This is a genomic window from Pseudomonas sp. ZY71 (assembly GCF_036542145.1).
Taxonomy (GTDB): Bacteria; Pseudomonadota; Gammaproteobacteria; order Pseudomonadales; family Pseudomonadaceae; genus Aquipseudomonas; species Aquipseudomonas koreensis_A.
Window position 1 is genome coordinate 3189552 of sequence record NZ_CP144274.1, and the last position, 26501, is coordinate 3216052.

The 26501-nt window shown below is 58.9% G+C and carries 25 protein-coding genes; 12 read left to right on the forward strand and 13 right to left on the reverse strand.

The window, feature by feature from the left end; all coding sequences use genetic code 11:
• The first annotated feature begins 46 nt into the window (after nucleotides 1-46).
• From VY732_RS14125 to VY732_RS14170, 10 genes are all read left to right on the forward strand, one after another.
• Nucleotides 47-1030, forward strand: coding sequence for an ABC transporter substrate-binding protein (locus tag VY732_RS14125; protein WP_331695745.1), 984 nt, complete (start codon nucleotides 47-49; stop codon nucleotides 1028-1030).
• A gap of 60 nt (nucleotides 1031-1090) precedes the next feature.
• On the forward strand, nucleotides 1091-2209 hold the full coding sequence (locus tag VY732_RS14130; RefSeq protein ID WP_331695746.1) for an aryl-sulfate sulfotransferase: 1119 nt from the start codon (nucleotides 1091-1093) through the stop codon (nucleotides 2207-2209).
• Between the two features lie 78 nt (nucleotides 2210-2287).
• Nucleotides 2288-3577: an NAD(P)/FAD-dependent oxidoreductase gene (locus VY732_RS14135; RefSeq protein ID WP_331695747.1), complete on the forward strand. Its 1290-nt coding sequence runs from the start codon at nucleotides 2288-2290 to the stop codon at nucleotides 3575-3577.
• 13 nt (nucleotides 3578-3590) lie between these two features.
• Complete coding sequence (locus VY732_RS14140) at nucleotides 3591-4148, forward strand: helix-turn-helix domain-containing protein (RefSeq protein ID WP_212622113.1); 558 nt, start codon at nucleotides 3591-3593, stop codon at nucleotides 4146-4148.
• 20 nt (nucleotides 4149-4168) lie between these two features.
• Nucleotides 4169-5515 (forward strand): glutamine synthetase family protein, encoded by a 1347-nt coding sequence (locus VY732_RS14145; protein WP_331695748.1) that lies wholly within the window; start codon nucleotides 4169-4171, stop codon nucleotides 5513-5515.
• A 167-nt stretch (nucleotides 5516-5682) separates the two neighbouring features.
• Nucleotides 5683-6171: a DUF2867 domain-containing protein gene (locus tag VY732_RS14150; protein WP_077572950.1), complete on the forward strand. Its 489-nt coding sequence runs from the start codon at nucleotides 5683-5685 to the stop codon at nucleotides 6169-6171.
• A 139-nt stretch (nucleotides 6172-6310) separates the two neighbouring features.
• Complete coding sequence (locus VY732_RS14155) at nucleotides 6311-7468, forward strand: response regulator (RefSeq protein ID WP_116030263.1); 1158 nt, start codon at nucleotides 6311-6313, stop codon at nucleotides 7466-7468.
• Nucleotides 7469-7511: 43 nt separating this feature from the next.
• A complete protein-coding gene (locus VY732_RS14160; protein ID WP_331695749.1) occupies nucleotides 7512-11900 on the forward strand; it encodes a response regulator in 4389 nt (1462 codons plus the stop codon).
• Between the two features lie 533 nt (nucleotides 11901-12433).
• Nucleotides 12434-12796, forward strand: a complete 363-nt coding sequence (locus VY732_RS14165) for a hypothetical protein (RefSeq protein ID WP_331695750.1) — start codon at nucleotides 12434-12436, stop codon at nucleotides 12794-12796.
• Between the two features lie 54 nt (nucleotides 12797-12850).
• Nucleotides 12851-13225 (forward strand): hypothetical protein, encoded by a 375-nt coding sequence (locus VY732_RS14170; protein ID WP_137217140.1) that lies wholly within the window; start codon nucleotides 12851-12853, stop codon nucleotides 13223-13225.
• Nucleotides 13226-13260: 35 nt separating this feature from the next.
• On the opposite strand, the gene VY732_RS14175 is transcribed toward VY732_RS14170, so the two are convergent.
• The 5 genes from VY732_RS14175 to VY732_RS14195 form a co-directional block, all read right to left on the reverse strand.
• A complete protein-coding gene (locus VY732_RS14175) occupies nucleotides 13261-13542 on the reverse strand; it encodes a hypothetical protein (protein ID WP_137217139.1) in 282 nt (93 codons plus the stop codon).
• Between the two features lie 114 nt (nucleotides 13543-13656).
• Nucleotides 13657-14181 carry a hypothetical protein gene (locus tag VY732_RS14180; protein ID WP_137217138.1) on the reverse strand — a complete coding sequence of 175 codons (525 nt, stop codon included), beginning with the start codon at nucleotides 14179-14181 and terminating at the stop codon, nucleotides 13657-13659.
• A 211-nt stretch (nucleotides 14182-14392) separates the two neighbouring features.
• Nucleotides 14393-14722: a hypothetical protein gene (locus VY732_RS14185; protein ID WP_137217137.1), complete on the reverse strand. Its 330-nt coding sequence runs from the start codon at nucleotides 14720-14722 to the stop codon at nucleotides 14393-14395.
• A 347-nt stretch (nucleotides 14723-15069) separates the two neighbouring features.
• Complete coding sequence (gene alaE, locus VY732_RS14190) at nucleotides 15070-15531, reverse strand: L-alanine exporter AlaE (protein ID WP_331695751.1); 462 nt, start codon at nucleotides 15529-15531, stop codon at nucleotides 15070-15072.
• A 31-nt stretch (nucleotides 15532-15562) separates the two neighbouring features.
• Entirely contained in the window at nucleotides 15563-16486 is a 924-nt protein-coding gene (locus VY732_RS14195) for a LysR family transcriptional regulator (protein ID WP_331695752.1), read from the reverse strand.
• A 178-nt stretch (nucleotides 16487-16664) separates the two neighbouring features.
• On the opposite strand from VY732_RS14195, the gene VY732_RS14200 reads away from it, so the two are divergent.
• Both VY732_RS14200 and VY732_RS14205 read left to right on the forward strand, forming a co-directional pair.
• The gene (locus tag VY732_RS14200; protein WP_137217134.1) at nucleotides 16665-17312 is read left to right on the forward strand and encodes a hydrolase; all 648 of its coding nucleotides are present in this window, start codon (nucleotides 16665-16667) and stop codon (nucleotides 17310-17312) included.
• A 165-nt stretch (nucleotides 17313-17477) separates the two neighbouring features.
• Complete coding sequence (locus tag VY732_RS14205; RefSeq protein WP_163013585.1) at nucleotides 17478-17738, forward strand: hypothetical protein; 261 nt, start codon at nucleotides 17478-17480, stop codon at nucleotides 17736-17738.
• A gap of 62 nt (nucleotides 17739-17800) precedes the next feature.
• On the opposite strand, the gene VY732_RS14210 is transcribed toward VY732_RS14205, so the two are convergent.
• From VY732_RS14210 to VY732_RS14245, 8 genes are all read right to left on the reverse strand, one after another.
• Nucleotides 17801-19099, reverse strand: coding sequence for a carbohydrate porin (locus tag VY732_RS14210; RefSeq protein ID WP_331695753.1), 1299 nt, complete (start codon nucleotides 19097-19099; stop codon nucleotides 17801-17803).
• Between the two features lie 105 nt (nucleotides 19100-19204).
• Complete coding sequence (locus tag VY732_RS14215) at nucleotides 19205-21610, reverse strand: glucose/quinate/shikimate family membrane-bound PQQ-dependent dehydrogenase (protein WP_331695754.1); 2406 nt, start codon at nucleotides 21608-21610, stop codon at nucleotides 19205-19207.
• A gap of 326 nt (nucleotides 21611-21936) precedes the next feature.
• The gene (locus tag VY732_RS14220; protein ID WP_077572938.1) at nucleotides 21937-22242 is read right to left on the reverse strand and encodes a DUF6482 family protein; all 306 of its coding nucleotides are present in this window, start codon (nucleotides 22240-22242) and stop codon (nucleotides 21937-21939) included.
• 14 nt (nucleotides 22243-22256) lie between these two features.
• On the reverse strand, nucleotides 22257-22967 hold the full coding sequence (locus VY732_RS14225) for an SDR family NAD(P)-dependent oxidoreductase (RefSeq protein WP_077572937.1): 711 nt from the start codon (nucleotides 22965-22967) through the stop codon (nucleotides 22257-22259).
• The gene (locus tag VY732_RS14230) at nucleotides 22964-23506 is read right to left on the reverse strand and encodes a DUF3833 domain-containing protein (protein ID WP_331695755.1); all 543 of its coding nucleotides are present in this window, start codon (nucleotides 23504-23506) and stop codon (nucleotides 22964-22966) included. Before VY732_RS14230 ends, VY732_RS14225 begins: the two co-directional genes overlap by 4 nt.
• An 81-nt stretch (nucleotides 23507-23587) precedes the next feature.
• The gene (gene folE, locus VY732_RS14235; protein WP_077572935.1) at nucleotides 23588-24145 is read right to left on the reverse strand and encodes a GTP cyclohydrolase I FolE; all 558 of its coding nucleotides are present in this window, start codon (nucleotides 24143-24145) and stop codon (nucleotides 23588-23590) included.
• 314 nt (nucleotides 24146-24459) lie between these two features.
• Nucleotides 24460-25362, reverse strand: a complete 903-nt coding sequence (locus tag VY732_RS14240; protein ID WP_038361505.1) for a bestrophin family protein — start codon at nucleotides 25360-25362, stop codon at nucleotides 24460-24462.
• Between the two features lie 123 nt (nucleotides 25363-25485).
• Entirely contained in the window at nucleotides 25486-26490 is a 1005-nt protein-coding gene (locus VY732_RS14245; RefSeq protein ID WP_331695756.1) for an XdhC family protein, read from the reverse strand.
• Nucleotides 26491-26501 lie beyond the last annotated feature (11 nt).

Below are 26501 nucleotides of genomic sequence, written 5' to 3' on the forward strand. Positions count from 1 at the left end.
GCGGGCCTCGACATACTGAAATCAATGCACAAATGAGCGCACGACAATGCCGGTAAAACTTCCTGCTGCCAAGCGTCTGCTGGCACACCCTGTAAAAGCGCTGCTGTGCGGCGTTGCGTTGCTGCTCAGCCAGCCGCTGTCGGCCACTGCCGAACCTTTGAAACTGGGCGATCAAAGCGGTTTGACCCAGGCATTGCTGCATGCCGCCGGCGAAGATCAACACCTTGCCTATGCGCTGTCCTGGCACCCGTTTCTGGCCGGAACCACGATGCTCGAAGCCTTGAGCGCCGGGGCGATCGATGCCGGTGTCGTCGGCAACGCACCGCCGGTGTTCGCTCAGGCTGGTGGCTTCGACATCCGCATTATCGGCGTCGCGAGCGGTGCACAAAACAACAATGCGCTGCTGGTTCCCGCAGGCTCCAGCGTTCAGCAGGTCGCCGATCTGAAAGGTCAGCGGGTGGCCGTGGCCAAGGGCAGCAGCGGGCATTATTTGTTGTTGGCCGCGCTACATAAAGCAGGCCTCACGCCTCGGGATGTGAACATCGCTTACGTCAGTCCGGTGGACGCACAGAATGCGTTTGCCAGCGGCAAGCTTGATGCCTGGGCGGTGTGGTATCCCTTCGTCGGCCAGGCGACATCGCGCGGTGCACGGGTTCTGGTCGATGGCAGCGCCTGGCCGGAAACCGGGCTGAATTTCACCGTCGCCAGCCTGCAGGCACTGAGTGATCCGCAGCGGGCAGGGCCGTTGGGCGATTTGCTCGCCAGGCTGGCCCGCGCTCAAGCCTGGGCCACGGCACACCCTGAAGAATGGGCCGAAGTTTTCGCGCAAACCACCCGACTTCCCGTGGCGCTGGTGCAAGAAATGCTCGCGCATCAAAATCTTCGCTATGTGCCGATCGAATCCTCGGTCATCGCCTCGCAACAGCATCTGGCCGACCTGTTTGCCAGCGAACGTCTGATTCCGCGACCACTGCAGGTCGGGCAGATCTTCGACGATCGCTTCAACCCTTTACTGCCAAGCCACCCATAACCCTTCAGTTCACCTTGCCGCGTTGCTCGCGGCGAGGGCTCACTCGCCCGGAGAAAAGCCATGCCCAACCTTGAAACCACCACACTCAAGCGCCGCAAAACCGGCCTGATCGCTGTCGATCATGCGCGCAGCGCTGGCGGCTACACGCTGTTCGCGCCACAAACAGCAGATGGCAATGTGTTCCTGATCGATCTCGATGGCGAGGTCGTCCACCGCTGGAAACTACCCCAGCGCCCCGGCCGCGACGCGGTGATCCTGCGCAACGGCAACCTTGGCTACAACGGCAACCATCCTGATTCACCGGATCTGTTTCCGGGCTGGTCGGTGTGGCATGGCGGCGCGTTCAGCGAAGTGACGCCGCAAGGCGAAGTGGTCTGGGAGCACACCGATCTGCTTCACCACCACGACGCGCAATGGCTGGACAACGGCAATCTGCTGTACACCACCGCCGAGCCATTGAGCGCCGAGCTGGCCCGGCGTGTGGTCGGCGGTATTCCCGGCAGCGAGGCGCCGGGCGGGGTGATTTATGCTGACGTGGTCAAGGAAGTCGATCGTCAGGGCAATGTGGTCTGGGAGTGGCGCAGTTGGGAACATCTGCGACCTGAAGACTATCCGCTGCACGAATGCTTCGAACGCCATCACTGGCCAATGACCAACGCGGTCACGCCGGGTCGCGACGGTAAAGTGATCCTCAGCCTGCGCAGTGTTTCTTCGGTGATTGCCGTGCAGCGTGGCAGTGGTGAAGTGCTGTGGCGATTGGGCCACGATCTGGTCGCGCAGCAGCACTGCCCAAGTGAGCTGGAAAACGGCAACGTGCTGCTGTTCGACAACGGCATCTTCCGCCCGCACGTGAGCATGCCGCACTCGCGCATTCTCGAAATCAACCCGTCGACGCAACGCATTGAATGGCAATACGCCGACACCCCGGGGTATGCGTTTTTCACCCCGTTCATGGGCGGCGCGCAGCGTTTGCACAACGGCAATACGCTGATCACCGAGGCCAACTTCGGCCGTTTGTTCGAAGTCACTCCGACTGGCGAAGTGGTCTGGGAGTACGTCAATCCGCACTTCGCCACGTACCCCGATGCGGCCTCACGACGTTATTTGCCGGGGGAAAATAACGCGATATTCCGTGCTCACCGTTATCAGCGCGCAGACCTGCCTTGGCTGCGTGACTGAGCAACCTGGCTTGCTGTCGTGAAATTTATTCTGTAGATTTTCATGAAATTATAAAAAGATAATTTCATGAGGTCGCGAATGTTCCTGCAATCCAGCCAGCACGTCGACAGCTATTACGCCCACAGTTGCGCCGGTATTCTGCGTGATCGGTCGGCTCTGGAAGGTGAAGTTGACGCCGACGTGGTGATCGTCGGCGCCGGTTTCAGTGGTTTGCACACGGCGTTGCGTCTGGCCTTGGCGGGTAACCGCGTAGTGGTGCTGGAGGCCAGTCGCGTGGCGTGGGCCGCGTCGGGGCGTAACGGCGGGCAGGCGATTCTCGGCTGGTCGTGCGACATGCCGCCGCTGGAAGCTGCACTCGGTCATGAGCGGGCGAAACGCTTGTGGGACGGCATGCGTTGGGCCGCTCGGGAATTGCGTGAATTGCCGGGTCGTCACGGCTTCGACATCGACTATCGCCCCGGGCACCTGTGGACCTCGGTGATGCCACGGCGGGTCAGCCTGCTCAGCGAATGGCAACACGAGGCCAGCCACAAGTGGGGCCACGATCTGTTGCAGTTCATTCCTCGGGAACAACTGCCGGAATGGGTGGCCACCGACCGCTATCAGGCCGGGCTTTACGACCCTGAGGGCGCGCACCTCAATCCACTGAAACTGGCGCTGGGCCTGGCGGATGCCATCGAGCGGGCCGGCGGGCGTATTCATGAACAAAGCAAAGCGCTGAGTTATCAGGAGCAGGGCGGCGGATTCCGGGTCAACACCGAGTGCGGTTCGGTGCGCGCCGATGTGCTGGTGCTGGCGTGCAACGCTTATCTCGATGAACTCGACCCGCCACTGTCCAGCTGCATTCTGCCGGTGGGCACTTACCAGGTCGCCACCGCACCACTGGCGTCCGAGCAGGCCACTGCGCTGTTGCCGCGCAATGTCTGCGTGACCGACAACCAATTCGTCCTCGATTACTTCCGCCGCACGCCGGATAACCGTTTGTTGTTCGGCGGCGGCTGCACCTATCTGGGCGGCATGCCCAAGGACATTGCGGCGGCGACACGGCCGTTTCTTGAGCGGGTGTTCCCGCAGCTCAAAGGCATCGGCATCGAGTTTGCCTGGGGCGGGCATATCGACCTGACGATGAACCGCACGCCCGACGTTGGCGGCGCGGGTAATCGTTATTGGCTGCAAGGCTATTCGGGCCACGGCGTTCTGCCGACATTGGCCGCCGCGCGCGCGGTGTCCGCTGCGATTCTCGGCGACGCGGATGAACTGGCGTTGTATCAGGGCTTGAGCAATGGCCGTTTCCCCGGCGGCAAACATTTCGCTGCACCGCTGGAGGCCATTGGCAAGGCCTGGTATCGACTGCGCGACAGCATTTGATGAGATTTTGACGATGAACAAGCAAGAAGAAATCGCCGCACTGGCGATCCTTATCCACGACCTGCGCAAGCACAAGAAGTGGACCCTCAAGGAACTGGCCGACAAGATCGGCCGTTCGGTGGGTTTTCTCTCGCAGGTCGAGCGCGGTTTGTCGCGGCCGACGGTGGCGGATCTGACCGCGATCAGTGAAACCTTCGGCGTGCCGACCACCTATTTCTACAGTTTGCCCAAGCCCAAGGAATTGCCGTGGGTGACCCGTCCGGACGAGCGCCGCACGTTGTATTTCGCCAACGGCATCACCGACATTCTGGTGTCGCCGCAGATCCGCGCCTCGTTCTCCATGCTCGAAAGTCATCTCGAAGCCGGTGCGAGCAGCGGCGACCGCCATCTGACCGACAGCTCGGAGCAGGGCGGTTACGTCCTCGAAGGCGAATTGACGCTTTGGCTGGGCGACGACGAAGAACCGACGACGTTGAAGGCCGGCGACAGCTTTCAATTCGACAGTCATACCCGCTGCCGCTACGGCAACCTCACTGAGCAGCTGACCCGCGTGCTCTGGGTCTACACCTGATTACAAAAAGGATAAATACGATGGACGCTGTCTGCGCTGACCTGCTCGCCGAAGTGCGTGCCTTTCGCCAACGCTACCCCGAGGTGCGTTATGTCGACCTGATTTGCTTGGACATTCCCGGGCACTTTTATGGCAAGCGCTATCCAATCGAAATGCTCGAAAAAGTCGCCGCCGGCAGCGTACTGAAGCTGCCGCAGAATTGCGTATTGCTGGGCGTGCAGGGTGGCTTGTTCCCGATCGGCGATTACTGCTTCAACGACGGCGACCCGGATGCCGTGCGCCGCCTGGTGCCGGGCACGCTGAAGCCGGTGACGTGGGAAGCGCAGCCGCTGGGGCAGATGCTGATCACCTCGGACGGCACCGAAAAACCCATCGAATTCGAACCCCGTGAAGTCCTCGCGCAGGTGCTCAAACGCCTGGCGCGCAAAGGCATTCACCCGGTGGTGGCGTTCGAGCTGGAGTTTTATCTGTTCGACAAAAAACTGCGCGACGGCCTGCCGCAATTTGCCCGCGACGATCTGACCGACGATGCTGATGATCAACCGAACTTGCACATCGAACGGCTCTCACGTTTCGCGCCGGTGCTGGATGACATGGTCGAAGCCACCCGGGCGCAAGGTATCGATGCCACGGTGATTACCGCTGAGCTCGGCCCCGGCCAGTTTGAAATCAACTTCGGCCATCTCGACGACGGTTTGCGCGCGGCGGATTGGGCAGCGTTGTTCTGCCGCAGCACGCGCGGCGTTGCGCTTAAACACGGCTACCGCGCCAGTTTCATGGCCAAGCCGTACTTGCAACATCCGGGCAGTGGCATGCATGTGCATGTCAGCCTATATGACGCTGAGGGAGATAATCTGTTGGCCGCCAATGAGCAGCAGTCGTTGCGCCATGCAGTCGCCGGGTGCCTGGAATTGCTGCCGCACAGCATGCCGATCTTCGCCCCGAACCAGAACTCGATGCGTCGCTTGGGCGGTACGGTGAACACCGCGACCAAGGCCAGTTGGGGCTTTGAGGATCGCGATGCGTGCCTGCGGATTCCAGAGTCGGACGTGAAGAACCTGCGGGTTGAATATCGCTTGGCGGGCGCGGACGCCAATCCGTATCTGGTGTTGGCGGCGATTCTGGTGGGGCTTGAACACGGGCTGGAGTCGGGCAAAGAACCCATTGCGCCGCTGAATGAAGATCGCAGCAGCGGGATCGATTTCCCCAAGGAAATGTTCGAGGCCGTGCGCGCGATGCAGCATCAGCCGCAGTTGCGTGAGGGGCTGGGTGCTGAGTTTGTCGATGTGTATTGCGAGAACAAGCGCCAGGATCATTTGGCGTTTATGCAGGAGATCAGTGCGCGGGAGTATCGATGGTATTTGTGAGGGCGAGGGCAATTTCTTGAATGTAATGAATTCACGCGAGCTTGCAGAGTGCCTGTGAGAAGAAGGATGTAACCCGTGCAATTATTCCATCGGTTCTCTGCCGAAACTCGAAGTGCCGGTCTCCGGCAGTACGGCAAGGGCAGGCGGATCACTGAAAGGAATCACGTATGACCACCCCATCACCTGCTCACACCCTGAGTGCATTGCCCGATCTTGATTACTATCACAGCAGATCGGTGCTGCTGCCTGTTGAAATCACCACTCTTGATGCCTGGAACTTCATGCGGGCCAAGCCGGGACGGTGCATGCGGCTGGCGTTTCGAACGAGGGATGCGATTTCTTCGTTATTCGGTGTGGAGCGCATCGGCGGGTTCTCCGGTGCCAGGCGAGAAACCGTACAGGCTGGCGAAAAGCTGGATTTTTTTCTGGTGGAGCATAGCGCCCCCGACTTGCTCGTTCTGAGCGTGAGAGACCGGCACCTGGATGTCATGATTTGTCTTTCGATAACAGATCGGGTGTTCACGATCACATCGTCTGTCGTAACGCATAACGTCTTTGGGCGCCTCTACATGTTGCCGGTGGGCCTGGTCCATAAGTTACTGGTCAATAGGGACCTCGAGCGTCTGAAACGCGAGACAGGCGCCGCCGCAACGTGATTGTCGACGCCAGCGTCGAGAGGGGTCGCTATCGACCAATTTCCACCTAGCGATTGCAGCTTTTCTAGCTACGCTTGCCAGCAAGAGATTGGTGCAAGTACGCCGACTCCTTAATTGTCTGGCAAGGGAGCCAACAACCATGGATAGCACTCACGGCGTTTACCCATCAGCTACCGTTCTGGTAGTCGACGATACCCCCGATAACCTGATGCTGATCGCCGAGTTGCTCAAGGACAAATATCGGGTCAAGGCCGCCAACAGCGGCGAAAAAGCCCTGCGCCTTCTACAGGCCGACCCGCTTCCCGACCTGATCCTGCTGGACATCATGATGCCCGGCCTGTCCGGTTATGAGGTTGCCGAGCAGCTCAAGCGTGACGCTCGCATTCGCCATATTCCGATCATTTTCCTGACCTCGATGACCGCTACGGAGGACGAGATTCGCGGCTTGAGCCTCGGTGCTGCGGATTACATCACCAAGCCGATCATCCCGCCGGTGCTCATGGCCAGGGTCGAGACTCAGATCAAGCTCAAGGCCGTTGCCGATTTCCTGCGCAATCAGAACGATTTTCTGGAGCAGGAAGTGCAGCGGCGTACCCGCGAGGTGATCGCCATCCAGGATGTCACGATCCACGCCATGGCTTCGCTGGCCGAAACCCGTGACAACGAAACCGGCAACCACATTCGCCGCACCCAGCACTACATCAAGCGTCTGGCTGAACTGTTGTGCAATCACCCGCGCTTCCGCGACTTTCTCGACGAGGACACCATCAAGCTGCTCTTCAAATCGGCGCCGCTGCACGATATCGGCAAGATTGGCATTCCTGATCGCATCCTGCTCAAACCGGGACGGCTCACCGCCGAAGAGTTCGAGATCATGAAGACCCACACCACCTTGGGGCGCGACGCCATCCAGCACGCAGAGGATCAATTGGGAATAAACGTCGACTTCCTTCATCTGGCCAAGGAAATTGCCTACGGCCATCAGGAAAAGTGGGATGGCAGTGGCTATCCGCAAGGCGTGGCCACCGATGACATCCCGATCAGCGCCCGATTGATGGCCGTGGCGGATGTCTACGACGCCCTGATCAGTCGCCGCGTGTACAAGCCCGGCATGCCCCACGAGCAGGCGGTAAAAATCATCCGCGAAGGCCGCGGCTCGCATTTTGATCCGGACATCTGTGACGCGTTTCTGGCCAATGCCGAGCAGTTCCGCGAAATTGCCGAGCGCTTCGCCGACAGTGACCAGGACATGGCCAGGCAGGTAGCTCTGCTTGAGCAGATTGCCGACCGTCCCTGAGCCCCGCGAATCCGTTTGCACATCCAGTTGAAAGAGGCCGTTTATGAACAGACTGTTCGAGATGCTCGAGCGCCTGTCCCTGCGCAGTAAATTGATCATCGGCTTCGCTGCGCTGCTGACGTTGATCCTGATATTGGGCGTGCAAAGCCTGCGCACCCAGTATTCGCTCAAAAATGAAATGCAGCAGTTGTACCAACAGGATCTGGTGGGTATCCAGCATGTGCAGGAAGTCCGGGTGCAGTTGCCGCATCTGTTGCTCGCCATGCAACGTGCAATCGCTACCAACAACGCCGACATCCGTATCAGCGCCAGAGCCCAGATGGATGTCGCCCAGGCGCGACTCCATGAAGCGCTGGAGCAGGTCCGTCCAACACTGCGCCGACAGAGCAGCATCAGCAGCCTGCTGGAATTCGAACGGGTATTGCAGCGTCTGCAAAAAGATGGCGATGAAGCGTTGGAGTTCGCCGGCAAGGGTTCCTTGGGGCAGGCCTTGATGTTGCTCAACAGTAAGGACTTTCTTGCGCTGGAGCAGGGCGGTGACGGGCTGCTTACGCAGATCGAGAAAAACAAGGAAACCGACATCCACGATACAGCGAAGAACCTGGCTGAGTACGCAGAGCGTAGTACTACGATCACGTACATCTTGCTGCTGGGCGGTTCGACGCTGGCTTTGCTGTTGACCTGGCTGGTCAGTTATTCCATTCGCGTGCCGTTGAATCGCGTACGCGTGGCCGTGGATGAGTTGGCGTCGGGCAAGCTGGACGGTCAGATCCCGCACACCGACCTGCGCAATGAAACCGGCGATCTGGCGCGCGCCATTGCCACGCTGCAGGTGGAGGCTTGTCAACTTGAACGGCAGCGCTGGGTGAAAGCTCACGCCTCGCTCCTGCAAGTCGATCTGCAACAGGCCGAGACGCCGCAACAATTGGCCCAGGCTTTTTTCAGCCGTATCGCGCCACAGTTGGGCATGTGCCAGGGGGCGCTTTACGTGCTCTATGAAGGCGCATCACGCCTGCGACTGGTCGGCGGTTATGCGGTGGACAGTGAGCACCCGTTGCCCGCCGAGCTTGAACTCGGTGAGGGTTTGCTTGGCCAGTGCGCTCTGGATCGCCAACCCCGTCAGCTTGAGGATCTGCCCGAATCGTTCTGGCATGTGCGCGCGCAGTTGGGCGCAGCTGCCGCCAGCCACCTGATGGTGCAGCCGGTGCTGCGTGGCGAGCGCCTGCTCGGGGTTGTGGAAATGGCAGGCTTTCGCTCGCTGGAGGAGAACGAGGTGTTGCTCTTGCAAGAGGTCCTGCCCAGGCTGGCCGGTGCGATGGCCATTATGGAACGCAGCGAGGCAGCCCAGGCGCTGCTGCAGGAAACTCGACGCCAGGCTGACGAAATGGGCGCGCAAACCTTGCAGCTGGAACACCAGGCCAGAGAGCTGGAGGCCCAGCAGGCCGCACTGCGCGCCACCGAGGCCTGGTACCGCGGCATCATCGAGGCCGCACCGGACGGCATGCTGGTGCTGGGGGCCGACGGCCGTATTCTGATGACCAACCCGCAAATGGACACCTTGTTTGGCTACGCCCCCGGCGAGCTGATTGGCGCCAGCATCGAACGTCTGGTACCGCAGGCTGCCCGCGAGCGCCATGTCAAGTTACGCGACGGCTTCATTGCCAGCGGCGGAACCCGGCAGATGGGCGGCGACCTTGACGATCTGAGCGGGGTACGCAAAGACGGCAGTCTGTTCTCCGTGGAAATCGGCCTTTCTCATCTACCGCGTCTGGAGGGGCGTGGTGTCTGCGTGTGTGCCTCGGTGCGCGACGTGAGTGAACGCCGCGCGATGGAAGCCCGGCTGCGAACCGCCAGCGATCGCCTGAACCTGGCACAAGAGGCCGGTGACATCGGGCTGTTCGACGTCGATCTGGTCAGCGGCACAAATTATTGGACGCCTCAGCTCGAAACCCTGTTCGGACTTGAGCCTGGCGGATTCGGTGGCACGTTGGCGCACTGGCAGGCGCTGATGCATCCCGAGGACGTGGCACGCGTCAGCAGCGCCTTCGAGAGCGCCATCCAGAGTGGCAATGACCGCGTCGAGTTCGACTTCCGGATCGTCCGCAAAAACGATGGACGGGTGCGCACGCTGCGGTCGCTGAACCGCTTCTCACGCACGCCTGACGGCAAACCATTGCGCGCAACCGGCATCAACATCGACGTCACCGCACTGGCAGAGGCAAGGGCTGCGGCCGAAGAAGCCACGCAGGCCAAGAGCGAGTTCCTCGCCAACATGAGCCATGAAATCCGTACGCCGATGAACGCCATCATCGGTATGAGCCACCTGGCACTGCGTACCGAACTGGACAAACGCCAGCGCAACTACATTGAAAAGGTCCACCGCTCGGCGGAGAACCTGCTGGGGATCATCAACGACATCCTCGACTTCTCCAAGATCGAGGCCGGCCGGATGAGCCTCGAACAGGTGCCGTTCCGCCTGGAAGACGTACTCGACAGCTTCGCTGCCATGATTGGCTTGAAGACCGAAGACAAGGGCCTCGAGTTGTTGTTCCAGATCCCGCCCGACTTGCCCACGGCACTGCTGGGCGATCCCTTGCGGCTGGGGCAGGTGCTGATCAACCTCGGCAACAACGCGGCCAAATTCACCGAACACGGCGAGATCGTGGTCGGTCTGGAACAAGTGGGCGCGTACACGGACAGCGTGGAGCTGCATTTCTGGGTGCGCGACACCGGCATCGGCATGACCGTCGAGCAGTGTTCACGCCTGTTCCAGTCGTTCAGTCAGGCGGACACTTCGATCACCCGCAAATATGGCGGCACCGGTTTAGGATTATCTATTTCCAAGAAACTGGTGGAACTGATGGCCGGCCGAATCTGGGTCGAGAGCGAGCCGGGAGTCGGCTCCACGTTCCACTTCCAGGTACAACTCGGCGTACAGCAAAACGTTCTGCCGCGTCGCATGTTCAAGGCTGGCGAACTGTTGGGCATGCGTGTGCTTGTCGTGGATGACAACACCAGTGCCCGTGAAATTCTCTCGGGCATGGCACGCAGCTTTGGCCTGGAAGTGGATGTCGCACAGAGCGGAAGTCTGGCGCTGCGCATGTTGGCCGACGCCGAACACAAGGCCCTGCCGTACGATCTGGTCTTGATGGACTGGCGCATGCCCGGCATGGATGGCATGGAAACCGTGAGCAGAATGCATTCCGCCAGTCTGCTGCGCACGCCATCGGTCATCATGGTGACGGCTTTTGGCCGCGAAGAAGCCCGCGAAGAAGCCGAACGCCAGGGCATCCAGCTGCCGGTGGTAATGACCAAACCCGTCACGCCGTCATCGTTGCTCGAAGCCATCGGTGTCGTGCTGGGCAGAGACACGCACAGCGACACTCGGGCTGGCGAACGCTCCCAACACAATGCCAGTACCGTCGCCAGTCTCAATGGCGCGCGGCTGCTTCTGGTCGAAGATAACGAGCTGAATCAGGAACTGGCCAGCGAACTGCTGGAGAGCGTCGGAATACGCTTGCGACTTGCCACGCACGGCCAGGAGGCCTTGGATATCCTCGGCGAGGATGGCGACTTCGATGGCGTGCTGATGGATTGCCAGATGCCGGTGATGGATGGCTACACGGCCACCCGGCACATTCGCCAGCAACCGCGCTTCAGCAGTCTTCCGGTGATCGCCATGACCGCCAACGCCATGGACGGTGACCGCGAGCGCGCGCTCGAATGCGGCATGAACGACCATATTTCCAAGCCACTGAATGTCGAAACCATGTTCGCGACAATGGCCAAGTGGATCAAACCAAGAGCCGCTCAAACACCGCTGAACGCCGGTTTTGCCAATGGCTTGCCAGATCATCTTGAGGGCATTGACCTGGCGGCGGGTCTCGCCACCTGCATGGGGCGGCGGGATCTCTACTTACGTCTGCTCTGCAAGTTTCGCGATACTCAGACAGACTTTGCCGAGCAATTCCAGGCCGCACGGATCGATCCGGATCCTGCTGCCGCCGGGCGGCTGGCGCACAGTTTGCGCGGTATCGCCGGCAACCTCGGCGCCAAAGCGGTGGCGCAGGCTTGCGCTTTGCTGGAACAGGCCTGCCAGAACGGCGAGCCGGCGACGGTAGTGCAAGCGCTAGCGACGCAGGTCGAGCATTGCTTGCGCCCGACCCTGGCGTCTCTGGCCGACCTTAAAGCGGACACAACGGCCTCCACAGATGGTGACCGGCTGGACGACTCGGCCATCAGCGAGCAACTGAACAGGCTAATTGTTCTTTTGGACGAAGGTGATACGGCGGCTTTGGACGTGCTGGCGGCACTGCGCAACAGGCCACTCGATCGAGCGTTGGCAGAGCGTCTGACACTCGTCGCGGCGCAGGTGGAACTGTTCGACTTTGATCGCGCCTTGCAGCTTGTGAAAGGCTGCGATGGGCAGTAGAACGCTATTCGCGAACGTCTAATGCGGGCCACAAGCGGACCTAGCCCAAAGGAAGCCTTCGGGCCGAAAAAAGACCTCGTCTTAAAAAACCGATAGGCTCATGTACTTGTTATCAGTAAAAATCCAGGTGAAAGGACATGGCACTTTGTAAAGGCGATCTCATAAAACTAATCAGCGCTGATCAAGCAAAAGTAGCTTTAACTGATTGGATTAGCTCTCGGGAGGCGGCACCGGGAGATATCGCTTTGGTGGAAGAAGTCTGTATCGCAGAGGATGGGCAGATCGTTCGCCTTCTGTGCGAGGACCGTCCTGGTTTTCTAGAGTGGCGAACATGCTTTTATGAGGCCGGGTTGGCCTATGAACTCCTTCCGGGCCCCGCTGACGTCGCCAATTGAATCTTTGCGTCAGACAATTATTGCTCCCCACCAAGAGCTGCTTATGGTCGATGGACACTCGTCACGAACGACTGCTTTCGGCCAGAAGCAGGGCCTCACCTTGAAACGAGTAGAAGCAAGAAGATTCGGAGTAGGAAAATGCAATGTACCTGCAACGCCAAGGGCGACCTGGTAGAGATTGGTCAGAAGTACACGGCGTTTGTCGCAGGAATGCGCTGCCTTGCAACGGCGGACTGGGTCAAACTATTGCAATGCCCCGGGTGTGGGCAGCTTTGGCGAACCGATGAGTGGGATAAGTATCAACCGCTGTACGCGCGCAAGCTGGATACGCCCGAGGGCTGGGAATCAGCTGATATGGAATCCTTGATCAAGCTACGCATCGTCGAGAATCATGGCGGTCTGGATACTTCTGCTTGTCTGGCGAAGGACTGCGAGCAACGTGTACTCAAGGGAAGAGCCTATTGCGTTGACCATTTCTATGAAACCGGAGCGAGAGGTTGAACCGCTGAAACTGGCCAGTAGAGCGGGATTAAAGAACAGATCACGTTTTTCTGAATGGGGTCTGTCTCTGAGATGATGCTTGATCGGAACAAGGGAGATTGTGACCAGAAAACCACAGATAATTTCAGAGACGCGCTTAATGAACTACCCAAGCATTACCTGGAAATAACATGCAAGAAACAAAGCCTGACTCAAAAAAAACTGAAGAAACGAGCTATTACAGCTTTTGTGGTTTTACTTACGGGGGTGTGGACTAATTATTTCTTTTGGGCCGCCACCACTTCATCACGAACAATTTTAATGCCGGAAATTCCGGAGTTGACGACATACCTGCTGATTGGCGCTATTTTTGGGGGTGTTTTTGCAGTTCCGACAATCCGCGCCGGCAAAACGGCAAAACGCACTATAGAGTCTTTTAGTGTTTTTTAATGTGGTCTGTCCCTGAAATCCCGAAAATGGACACCTCAGAACTGCAGATCATCACACATCCTTTGCAAGAATTCGTCGCCGGCGGCGCACTCAGAAAGCAAGTGATACCCTAACCAGATGTCCCAACCTGCAGCGAGCGTCAGATCCTGGCGCTCGAAGTCGGGACAGATTGTTCCGTCCAGGCCGACAACGACTTCGCCCACGCGTCGAAAGCCCCAGGCATTAACCAGTTTGCTTTCCAGCGCCTTCCAGTCGGCATCCGACAACTCACCGAATTCGATGAGTAAATGGCCATTTGCAGCGTGGGAGAGGTTCATAGGTTTGCACCGGGGGAGGGGTTATAAGATCGACTGGGAACTGTCATTCAAGTAACCGCACGACGTTAGCAAGGAGCATTCATGTGTGTCATCAGCATTGATCGGAGTTTGCTGCTACGACTGCCAGAATGTCAGGCAAACTCCATATTCGTCGAGAAGACCATCGGCAACTTCAAACTGAAATACCTTCTCTGGAAAGCATTCTGATAAGGCGCGCGCCCAATATCTGACTATCTGCTCAGCAAACAAATGACAAAGACGATAATCTTCCTCCGACAAACCAACTTTCAATATAGGACGACTCGATGTCTCTTCCCATTTTGTAAAGAATTGATTTATAGGGAAAATATTTCTATATCGTTCAACATTTCTGCGCGACGCACTTTTTTCATACGCGCCAGCTTTAGTTTCGACCAATCCCATTAAAGGAAACTTTTGCGGATCATATTGATGAGCGTCAGGCAACCAGAAAACGTGGCCGTCAGACTCAATAAAATCAGGAGAAAGCAAACCTAGAACCGCAATGGCTTGTTCTAATGACACCGAGTTTCCCACGTATGAAAAAAACTCTCCTGAGCCAATATCTGAAACAAACAGATTCAATGATTCTTTAGAAATATTACCTTGATAACTTTTCATCAATTCACCCCTAACCTATCAAGCGCAGACTGAGGAACATTTCCCTCGAAAGCTTTAAGTTGCCTTCACGACTGGCCGCTTTGGGTCGATTCTGTTGAAAAAATCTGTTTGCCTAAAGCACAGGCTTCAATCTCAGGCACGAACTTTTCTGCCGTGAAAACCGAAGCCGACTTTTTCAACAGAATCGGTCGATAACAGTCAAACATAGCGTTCAGCCCCATAATTTTTTCCGGCCGACAAGCCTGCGTGCTCTATGACGGCGAGACTGAGACAACGTTTTGTCCTCGGCGCAATGAGCCAAGAGCGCGGTCAGCGGAATGTCTATAGGAAAGCCATCCTCCAGCCATTTAAGCGCCAGTCCCGACCAATATTCGGAATGCGACATCAAAGCCGTAATCACCAATGGCTGCAACGCTATATCGGCAGGTAGCGTATATTTTTTGCCAAGGGTTTTTACCGCATCTGGCAAATCGAGTGCAGCTGTTTCGAAAGGTTTCTCAAGAAGCGGCAATAGCCAGACATAGCTGAATTCTTCGTTCATCTTCTTCCGCCCCCCGAGGCTGCAATCGACGCCAAGGCGTTCGTCAAATTGAGGTAACGAAGCTTTCGCCATCACTCAAGAGATACATCGATAGAACTTCTCGCTCGCCAAACCGCCATTCTAGAGAACCTGCGTCTCCCAGATATTTCTCGTCGTTGAAATAGTATTGGTCGTGCAGCAGCGCGCTCAGTCGCTTTCCCAAAAGCGAACGGGCGTTTTGCAGGTTTCGGCCAGATCTTGCTGGGGACGAGGAGTGGCGACCAGGCATCGAGTACCTCATATACGAGGGAATAGAGGCAGATACTACACAAACGCCATTACGTCCGCTCTGGGCTGATAATAGCCACTCAACCCTTCAACGACATCGGTTTGTCCCCACCCGGAGGCAAGCCAAACAGCCTCCGCACCCCGTTAAGAAACGCCCCATAAGGTCGACCGAGCACCAGCATCATCACCGCCGCACCCAGCGTGCCACGCAGCAGACCTTCTCCCGATGCACCACTGAAGGCAATGATCGCCGCATAGATCGGCACCTGAAAACTGACCAGGGCGATGCTGTCCCAGAGCAGCCTCGACACCCGACCCTCACTGGCGCGTGTCATCACCCAGTCGCGCCAGATACCGTAAGGTCGCGCGACCGGAATCATCAGCGCCGCGCCTAGCAGGCGCGCATGCAGAACCTGGTCCCAGGTCATGCCGGCAATGAAACGTTCATTGATGACGCCGGTGGTGGTGAAAAACAGGATCAGCGCCGTGGTGTCTGCGATAAATGCAGTCCGACGCGTTGGCTGTTGCAGACGGTGCGGCACACCATTTCTCCTTTCATGGCTTCAGCTTTCCTCAGCTAAACGCCGGCGCTTCTTCGTGCTGTGACAGCGGCTGCACCGCGAGGTGCGGAGATTCGCCGAAGTACTCGATCAGCAAATCCGTGAGCACGCGGATCTTGCGCGCGGGATGCGGGCCCGGCGCGCGGAGGAGGTAGGCACCGGCGGGGGGCGGTGGATGGTTGGTCATGATCGGCACGAGTGCACCCGAGGCGATGTGTTCGTGGGTGAGGCAATCGGGCAAGTAGGCGACGCCGAGGCCGGCAGTCGCGGCCGCGGCGAGCGCGGTGCCGTTGTCAGCCTTGAAGCGTCCTTGCGGGCGCACCGTGATGATCTTGTCAGCCGCCATGAATTGCCAGGCTTCGGTGCCTTGCATGAGCGCCTGATGGGCGTGCAGTTCGTCCGGGGTTTCCGGGGCGCCGTGCGCTTTGATGTAGTCCGGGCTGGCGACGAGCTTGGTGTAGACCGGGCCGATACGCCTTGCGATCAAGTTGGAGTCCTGCAGATAACCCACGCGAATGGCGCAATCGTAACCCTCGGTAATGAGGTCAACGAAGCGATCGCTGTAGCAGGTCTGCATGTGCAATTGAGGGTGACGGCGAGCCATTTTCGCCAGCACCGGGGCGAAGTGTGTCGGCCCGAACGACAACGGCACCGCGACGCGCAAGCGACCGCGCAGGGCGCCGGCGGGCAGGATGGTTTCCTTGGCGATATCGATTTCGCTGCAGACTCGGGCGGCGTAATCGCGGAACGTCGCGCCGGCCTCGGTGAGTGACGCTCCGCGCGTCGAGCGTGCCAGCAGTTGCACGCCGAGTTCCGCTTCAAGCCGGGCCAGCCGGCGGCTGACGATTGATTTCGAGACTCCGAGCCGCAGCGCAGCCTGTGAAATACCCCCGGCATCGGCCACTTCGACAAAGGTTTGCAGTTCTTCGATATCCATTTTCGCGTTCCCCTTGGCGCGACACAGTTCGCCTCGGGATGCTACTACTGCAGCGAATAGGGGAACAGCACAATGGGTTTTCCAGGCACGGCGTCACTCGCGTGCATTCTGGAACACTTAGCCGCACGGGCTCCGGCCGTTTTACCCGCGTGCGTTACCCAGACAAAAGGACCTGCAAATGGCAAGCGAAGCAATCCGCAACCCCCACACCGATCAACTCCTGACGCCCGAGAACTCAGCGTTGATCATCATCGACTATCAACCGGTTCAGGTGTCCTCGATCCGCTCGATGCCGCGTGATGAACTGGTCTTCAACATCACCAGCGTCGCGAAGGCGGCGGTCAACTTCAACCTGCCGATCATCCACTCGACCGTCAATGTCGCGACCGGCCGCAACAAACCGCCGATTCAAGAGTTGCAAGCGGTGCTGGGCCATCTGCCAACCTATGACCGCACGTCGATCAACAGTTGGGAGGACACCGAGTTCAAGCAGGCGGTCAAGGCGCTGGGGCGCAAGAAACTGATCATGACTGCGCTGTGGACTGAAGCCTGCCTGACTTTCCCGGTGCTCGACACGATCCAGGAAGGTTATGAAGTTTATGTGCCGATCGATGCGGTGGGCGGCACGTCGCTGGCCGCGCACGAGGCAGCGTTGCGCCGAATGGAGCAGGCGGGTGCGAAGCTCATCAGCCGGGTGCAGATGTACTGCGAACTGCAGCGCGACTGGGCGCGAGAGGTGACCGTGCCGGGCTTTATGGGCGTGTTCGAAAACTACGACGGCTTCAATGCTGAAAAGGCGCTGGAGGCGGCGGGCAACAAGGCCTGATTAACGGGCCGTTGTTAAAGGTGGCGCCGGCAATAGCTGGCGCTGCTTTATTAGGCTTTTTCGAACGCCTGAAAATAATCTGAACCGCTGTAGGACCTGCTCGCCTAATGATTAGCTTGTGGTCAATCGCACAGGCGCTGTGTCAATAACGGCACACTCCGAGAGGTGGTCAACGTGGCTAAAGACGAAAAGAAAAGCAAAGACAAAGGTGACGCTTCGAAAGCCAGCAAGGACTTGAAAGACAAAAAGTCATCACCCGAGAAAAAATCAGCGGCGGCTTCGGCGCTTTCAAAGTCCTCCGACAAGGACAAGAAAGACAAGAAGAAAGATGCCGAGCCGAAGAAGTCTGCCAAAAAAGCGGACAGCAAGCCTGAGAAGGCCAAGGATTCAAAGAAGGCTGATAAGCCGGCTAAAAAGAAAAAGTGATCTTGAAAACAATAAAAAACCCGGCATTCAAACCGGGTTTTTTATTGCCTGCTATTTGGAGATCAGAGCGCCGCTTTGACCTGCAAACCAAACACCAGCGCATTGTCGATGTCCTGCCCGGAAAACGCGCCCGGCTCGATGATGTACTGCATATTCGGTCGCAGGGTCAGCCAAGGCGTGGCCTGATAACCGTAGCCGAGTTCGATCAATTGCTCGGCGCTGTCCAGGTTCGGGAACGCCGTGCCGTTGTTCAATGCGGCGTCCTGCAGCACGTCGCGGCTGCGCGGGTTCGGCACGGCGCGGCCGTAACCGAGAGCAACGGTGTCTCGCGGGCGACCTTCGAACGGTTTGTACAGCACCACGCCGGTGCCGTACCACTTGCTGAACGGCGAGGCCGCTTCGCTGGCCGCCGAGTACTGACCGAAGGCGTGCAGGCTGCGGCCTTCGGAGGTAGGCGAGTTCCAGACCGCCTGATCGATCAGCAGGTAATGGCCGCCGCGACCGGACACTTCTTTGTCACTGCCGATGCGTTTTACATCAGAGCTGTCGTAGTAGTAGCCGAGCTTGTATTCGCCGGGCAGCTCACCCGCATGTTTGTACACCAGTTCGATCGGCACCACGGTGCCGGTGGTGTGTTTCGGGCCAAGGTGCCAGGCACGGCTGGAGTTGCCGTTGCTTTGCGGGTCGACGTTGAACGCGGCCACGCGCAGTTGCCACGAGGACGACAGGTCGTATTTCACCCGCACGCCCAAATGGGCATTGGGGTAGTTGGTCCAGCCGCTGCCACCGGACATGTTCAGCGGATGGCCGCAGAAACCGGCGTTCATGAAGTTGCACAGAATGCCGCTGTCGAGGCCGCCGAGGTCATTACCCATGGCCATGTAACCGAGCTTCACGTTGAGCGCCGGGGTAAACAGGCTGCGCTCGTAACTCAGTTCGGTCAGGCGCGTGTACAGGCCACCGTAGTTTTCCTGGATCGGCAGACGGTTGCCGACGAGGTCTTCCGAAGCGCTGTTGCCGCGACGGTCGTTGATGGTCAGCTGGACCTTGCCGGCATTGTCGACGCCGTACAGCTTGCTCAGATCGAACTGCACGCCGAGTTTGATGTTCTGCGAGTAGCGCGCCGAGCGATGCAGGCCGCCGTCGGCGTTGTAGGCCATTTCACCGCTGTAATCGCCGGTGAACTTGATGCCTTGTTCATCCATCTGGTGACGCAAGCCACCCCAGTCACCGGTGAGGGTGCTGCGGGTCAACAGATCGGAATCGTTGTCGGCCAGCGCGGGGAGGGTGGTGGTGCACGCGACGCCCAGCAACAGGCCTTTGAACAGGTCGGAACGGGAAAAACCAACAGCCGATAGCATGTAAATCTTCCTGCAGAAAACTTGAGCAATAGGGGGGAAAGCAGCACGGCACCCGAAGGTGCCGCGCTCGAAGCAAGCGTCCGCGTTTCACGTGGACGCCGTGGTTTACGGCAGGGCGTAAGCCATCACGTAGTCGCCGCGATCGGTCGACTGACGCGCACCACCGGCGGTGATGACGATGTATTGCTTGCCGGTCTTCGGCGAAACGTAGGTCATCGGGCCGCCCTGGCTGCCAACCGGCAGACGCGCTTTCCAGACTTCTTCACCGTTGCCGCTGTTGAACGCACGCAGGTAGAAGTCCTGAGTGCCGGCGATGAAGATCAAACCACCTTGGGTCGACAGGGTGCCGCCGAGGGTTGGCAGACCGATCTTGATCGGCAGGTGCATGCGGATGCCCAGCGGACCGGTGTCTTCAACGGTGCCGACCGGAACCTGCCAGGCGATTTTCTGGGTCTTCATGTCGATCGCCGTCAGCGTGCCGAACGGTGGTGCCTGGCAAGGAATGCCGGCTACCGACAGGAAGCGGTTCTTGTTCACCGCGTAAGGCGTGCCTTTCAGCGGAACGGCGCCCATGCCAGTGTTCAGCGCTTCGCCACCGCCAGCGGCCTGGCCTTTGTTCTGCGACGGGATCATCTGAATCCACAGACCCAGACGCATGTCGTTGACGAAGATGAAGCCGTGTACAGGGTCAGTGGAGAGGCTGCCCCAGTTCATGCCGCCCAGCGAACCCGGGAAGCTCAGCGATTTGTCCATTCCCGGCGCGGTGTACAGGCCGTCGTAGCGCATGCCTTTGAAGTCGATGCGGCAGAGCAACTGATCGTACGGAGTAGCGCCCCACATGTCCGATTCGGTCAGGTGCTGAGCACCGATTTCTGGCATGCCCACCGATTTCGGCTGAGTCGGGGAGTACGGTTCGTTGGGGATGTTCGCCGCTTTCACCGGGACTTCTTTAACCTCGGTCAGCGGTTTGCCGGTGGCACGGTCGAGCACGTAGATCTGCCCGGCCTTGGTGCCGATGACCAGCGCCGGAATGCTTTTGCCGTCCTTGGTGAAGTCGATCAGGCTCGGCTGCATCGGCAGGTCGAAGTCCCAGAGATCGTTGTGCACGGTCTGGAATACCCAGCGCTCGTCACCGCTGGTGGCGTCCAGCGCGAGGATCGAAGCACCGTAGGTGTGATCGAGTTTGCTGCGCTCGACACCATAGATGTCGGTCGACGAGCTGCCCATCGGCAGGAACACGGTGTTGGTCGCCGGGTCATAGGACATCGGCGCCCAGCTGTTCGGCGTGCTGCGCACATAAGTGCTGCCGTCGGCCGGTGCGTTTTTATCCTGCGGGTTGCCCGGGTCGAACGCCCAGCGCATGGCGCCGGTCATCACGTCGAAACCACGGATCACGCCGCCTGGCATGTCGGTTTGCACGTTGTCAGCCACGCGACCGCCAACCACCACGGTGGTGCCGGCCATCAGTGGCGCGGAGGACAACTGATAGTAGCTGTCCGGCACGTTACCCAAACCAGCCTTCAGATCAACCTGGCCGTTGTTGCCGAAACCCTGGCAGAACTCGCCGGTGTCCGCATCGACCGCGATCAGGCGCGCATCGATGGTGTTGGTCAGCAGACGACGCTGGCAATTGGCGGCCGGCGCCGGTTTGGCTTCGATGATCGACGAGTTGCTCGGCTGTGCGATGGCTTTGGTGGCGTCGAAATAGGCCATGCCACGGCAGCGCTGCCAGACTTTCGACTGAGCGTTGATCGCGTTCTTCCACAGCTCTTTACCGGTGTCGGCATCGAGGGCGATCAGGTTGTTGTGCGGGGTGCAGATGAACACCTTGTTGCCAACCTGCAGCGGGGTCAGCTGATCTTCAGCACCGTTGCCATCGCTCTCGGCGACGTCACCGGTGTGGTAGGTCCACGCCACTTTCAGCTTGTCGACGTTTGTGCGGTTGATCTGGTCCAGCGCAGCGAAGCGGCTGCCACCTTCGGTATTCCCGTAGTGAGCCCAGTCCTTTTGCGCCTTGTCCGGCTCGACCGGGGTCAGGCCCGGGCCAGTGCCGGTTGCCGCCACGGTTGGATGGGCGACAAACATATTGCCGGCCGCCACAACCACGCCGACCGCCAGCACCGCAGCCACAGCGTAAGCGCCGCGACCGGCAACGCCACCGTTGGCACGCTTGAGCTGCGGATAAACCAGCGCCACGACCAGGCCGATCACACTGAACATGAACAGGCGCGAGAACACCGGCCAGAACACCAGCCCGGCATCGCTCACCGCCCAGATCGCGGTGCCCACCAGGAACGCGGCGAACAACCACGCGCCGGCAAGCTTGAAGCGCGCGATCAGCAGACCGGAAACGGCCATGACCAAGCCACCCACCAGGAAGTACCACGAGCCTCCCAGGCTGACCAACTTCACGCCGCCCGCAGCCAGCGCCAAGCCGAGCAGGGCGATGACGACGCCCAGCCCGATCAGAATGAATTTTGATATGCCCGAGAGGCGTTGACTCTGCTTCACGTTGAGTGTCCCGTTGAAATGAGGAGGGCATTATATAGTTAGGTAACTACCTAGTTAAATCACTAATTCAGTAATAAAGCGTTATTGGATTTTTGATAATCCGCTTGGGCCGCAAATGGCGCTCTGACAGGCTTCAACAGAGCTTTTGAAAACCTGCAAAAGACGCCGTTTTGTCAGAAAAAATCATGGTTATGACAGCATTTATATTTTGCTGTTTTCACTCAGCCAACAACGTTCAACTGACGCACGGCCGTAACACCAGCTTAGCGGGTACGCGACAAATGGGGCGGCCCCCGCTCGTTACCAGTTGATGTGCGTGGTTCGACTCATACGGGCGTAGTGAGCGAAAAGGGAATACGCAGCTCTTCGACAGGCCCTGTATCGCGCCCGCACATTTCGTCGTGCACGCATTGCTGCACCAGCACGCAGGGAAAGGCCGGCACGGTCTGCAGCAAGTCACGCAGGTGGGTGATCGAGCGCAGGTGCATCGGCTTGGCTGCGTCATCCAGCAGGGTGAACTGGCCGTGATCCAGACGGATCCGCGCCAGATAAAAACCACCTTCGAGTGACAGCAGCTCCAGTTCACGTATTTCACTGTTGGCCGCACGTTCGGTGAGGGCTTGCAGGTTCATGCTTCACTCCTTGCCTACCAGGGTAGGCGTTCTCCATCGTAGGCAAAGAAATGGCCGCTGTCGGCCGACGTCAACTGGTCTATCAAGGTCAGTAACTGTTCAGCGGCAACGTCTGCCGGACGGGCGCTGGAGGCGCCGCGAAAAGGTTGCGACAACCCCGACACCACCGTGCCCGGGTGCAGACTGAGCAAGCGACTCTGCGGGCGCGTGCGTGCCAGTTCGATGGCGGCGGTCTTGATCAGCATGTTCAACGCAGCCTTGGAGGCGCGGTAGGCGTACCAGCCGCCCAAACGGTTGTCGCCAATGCTCCCGACCTTGGCCGAAAGCATCGCCATCGCTCCCCGAGGATCGAGCAGTGGCAGGAAATGACGCAACACCAATGCCGGTCCCAGCGTGTTCACTTGAAACACGGTTTGCAGCGCCTCCGGCTCGATTGCGCTGAAGCTTTTTTCCGGTTTGATCCCTTCGCGATGGAGCAGACCGGCCGCGTGGATGATCAGTTGATACGGCGCTTCGCCTGCCAGTTCGGAGGCGGCACTGGCAATCGTTTCGGGCCGTTCAAGGTCGAGCGCGGGGAGGGTACGGCGCCCCAGCGCACGAACGTCGGCACAGCGCGGATCCTGTTTCAGCAGTTGGCAAAAGGCTGTGCCGAGGGCGCCACTGGCGCCGATCACCAGCGCGCGATAACCGTCGCCGAGCGAGGCCAGGGTCAATGCGCGGTTCATTCGCTGACTCCGGCACCCTGGCGACGGAAGAACAATGTCACCTGTCCGACCTCTACGCCGAATTTGGACATGCTGGTACGGTTGATCAAGGTGTCCTCGTCCATCAAGTACATCCAGTCGTCCATGCTCATTTCGTAAGTCGAGTCATCGACCGGCAGATTCAGGCGATAACGCCAGTGCAACGTGTTGCCCGCGACCTGGCCCTCGGCGACACCCAACACGTCAGCCGCGCGACCGCTCCAACGCCCCTGGCCTTCGGGCGTGAGAGTCCAGACGCGACGTTGGCGGGTGCCGTCGCTGTACAGGAAGCGCTCGTCGAGAATCAGGTTGTTGCCCTCACGCCGGCTGACGATGTTGACCTCAAAACGCTTGGCCACCTCACCGTTGCGCTTCTGAAACATCCCCCAGGCTTTGACGGGCTGGCTGAAAAAACGCTGCAGGTCCAGGGCCGGTTGTTGCTCGGCATAACGGGCAACATCTACGCTGCCGCAGCTTGCGACGCTGAGGACCAGTGCCAGTAACAGCAGAAATCGGGTCATCGCCTAACTCCCTGAAACACACAAGTGAAGAGGGTGAGATTCGAACTATCGGCTTGTACAGTGACTGTCCCCTGTATAGCTTTATCGACGTCCGATCAGTTGCAGGAACTCCTGCCGTGTCGTCGAACTATCCCGGAAAGCCCCCAGCATCACGGAGGAGGTCATGACCGAATTCTGCTTCTCAACGCCGCGCATCATCATGCACATGTGCCGCGCTTCAATGACCACCGCCACACCGGCGGCATCGGTGATCTGCTGGATGGCGTCGGCAATCTGCCGTGTAAGGTTTTCCTGGATCTGCAGGCGACGCGCGAACATGTCTACCACCCGCGCGACCTTCGACAGCCCCAGGACCCGGCCGGTGGGGATGTACGCGACATGTGCCTTGCCGATAAAGGGCAGCATGTGGTGCTCGCACAAGGAATACAGCTCGATGTCGCTGACGATCACCATTTCATCGCTCTGCGACTCGAACAAGGCACCGTTGGTGACGTCTTCCAGGCTCATGGTGTAGCCGTTGCACAGGTACTGCATCGCTTTGGCGGCGCGCTTGGGTGTGTCCAACAGTCCTTCGCGCTCGGGGTTTTCACCGACGCCGACGAGAATTTCACGGTAATGGCTGGCTAATAGTGGGTTCATTCAAGGTGCTCGCGGCAGTGCTGTGCGTGAGGCCAATCCATAGCGAAAGAGTTGTACGCAATGAAGTGCTTTGTATAGGTTTTATTGAAGATAGGCTGAAAAAAATCACCTGACAATGAATCGGCAATCTTTTTTATGCAGATGCGAAAACCTCACATCGCAAAATGTGAGACCGCGAGGAGCGGGAAGCAGAGGGGGATGACAGTGAGCGCTCCGGGAGATGTGTGAGCGCGTGCGATCACAAGCGATGTTGTGCGGCGTTCTGATTGATTTGGAAACCGTCAGACGTCCTGACGGTTACCGATTGCTGCACCTCAAGCGTTCTCTTCAAGCCTGCGCACGTCACCCAAAGAATCACGCTGCATCGACTGCAGGTTTTTCTCGATGGTTTCGCACAGCGCTTCCATCTGAATCTGGTGTTCGCTGTGGCGAAACGGGCTTTGCAGATCGGTGCCGATGCGTTCGATGGCCAGCAGCATAAAACCGACCACGGTCGAAGCCAACGGCGTGAACCAGCCCAAAGACTCCACCAGCCCGACGGGCACGATCAGGCAGAACAGCGAAATAAACAGCCGCGGGAAATACACATAAGGGTAGGGCAGCGGCGTATTGGCAATCCGCTCCATGCCGCCCTGGCTGTTGGACAAATCCACCAGCGTCGACTCCAGCCGTGCCAGACGAATGCTGTCCAGGCGCCCGGCCTTGTATTCCCGCGCGAGCAAGGTCGCGGAACCGGTGAGAATGTCATTGGCAAAGTTATTGGTCGTGCCACTGCGGGCGAATTCATTGGCGGGAATAAACGCGCGGACTTCCTCAGGGCAAGGCTGGCCTTGCAGATGCGCGGCGAGGCAATTCACATAAGCGACGTGGCGGCGCAACAGGGTCGACTTGACCGGATTGACTTCGCCATCGGGATCATCCAGCAAAGTCAGCACCTGCCGGGCGAAGCTGCGCGAATTGTTGATCATCGACCCCCACAACGTGCGTGCTTCCCACCAGCGGTTGTAAGCGCTGCTGTTGCGGAAACTGATCAGCACGATCAATGCCGAACCCAATAACGTCAGAGGCATCAACGGCAGGTTCAGCTTGGCGTTGAGGAACAGCATGAAGTCGACGGTGACGGCGATGTCCCAGAGCAGCAGCCAGAACAACGCCCAGCCGACATAGCCCAGAGTCTTGATGATCAAACGGTATTTTCTGACGATGGCTGCTTTCAAACGGAAACCTCGTGGTGAGCGGTAAGCGTTAACGCCTTAGCTCGGACGCTGTTTTCGCGGGAAAGGTTCGGTTTTTGCCGTCACCGCCCGGCCGATGACATCGACGCGGTGTAGACGGGCCACTCACTCCACGAGCGCCTTGCCCCTGGCAATTGAAAACGCTTGCGGCAGGCGCGCACCATTCTTCGCCGCAAGAATCTCGGCCATCACGCTAACGGCGATTTCCGCAGGCGTCTTGCTGCCGATGTACAGGCCGATCGGTCCGTGCAGGCGCGCAAGCGACGCCTCGGTCTCGCCAAAATGCTCGATCAGGCGTTCGCGGCGCAGTTGGCTGTTGCGCCGCGAGCCGATTGCACCGATGTAGAACGCCGGGCTGTGCAGCGCTTCCAGCAATGCCAGATCGTCGAGTTTGGGGTCATGACTCAAGGCGACGATGCAGGTGCGCAGATCGACCGCGAAGTCGCGGACCACGTCGTCCGGCATGCCGACAATCCGCTCCACACCGTCTACCGCCCAAGTCTCGATGTACTCTGGACGCGGATCGCACACCGCCACCTTGAAACCGTTGAACAAGGCCATGGTCGCCAGATACTCGGCCAGCGCGCCGGCACCGATCATCAGCATCCGATAACCCGGCCCCAAGGTGTTGAGCATCTGCGCGCCATCGAAGCTGAACTGTTCCGGCGTCGCGGTCGGTTCGAGCATCACCTGTCCGGATTCCAACACCAGGAGACGACGAACCAGTTGCCCGGCGTCCAGCTGCAACAGCAGTTCATCGAGTGACTGCCACGAAGGGTTGAACTCAAGGATCAGTTCCAGCGTACCACCGCAGGGCAGGCCGAAACGATGCGCTTCATCGGCACTGACGCCATAGCGCACCACTTGCGGTGCGCTGTCGCTAAAAGCGCTGCCGCCATGGGCCGTGGTGTAGCGATGGATCAGATCGTCTTCGATGCAGCCACCGGACACGCTGCCCACCACGCGACCATCGTCACGCAAAGCCATCATCGACCCCGTCGGGCGTGGTGATGAACCCCAGGTGCGCGCCACCGTGGCGAGCAACACACGCTCGCCGGCGGCCAGCCAGTCCCGCGCCGTGCGCAGGACCAGCAAGTCGATGCTTTCCATCGGTGTCTCCT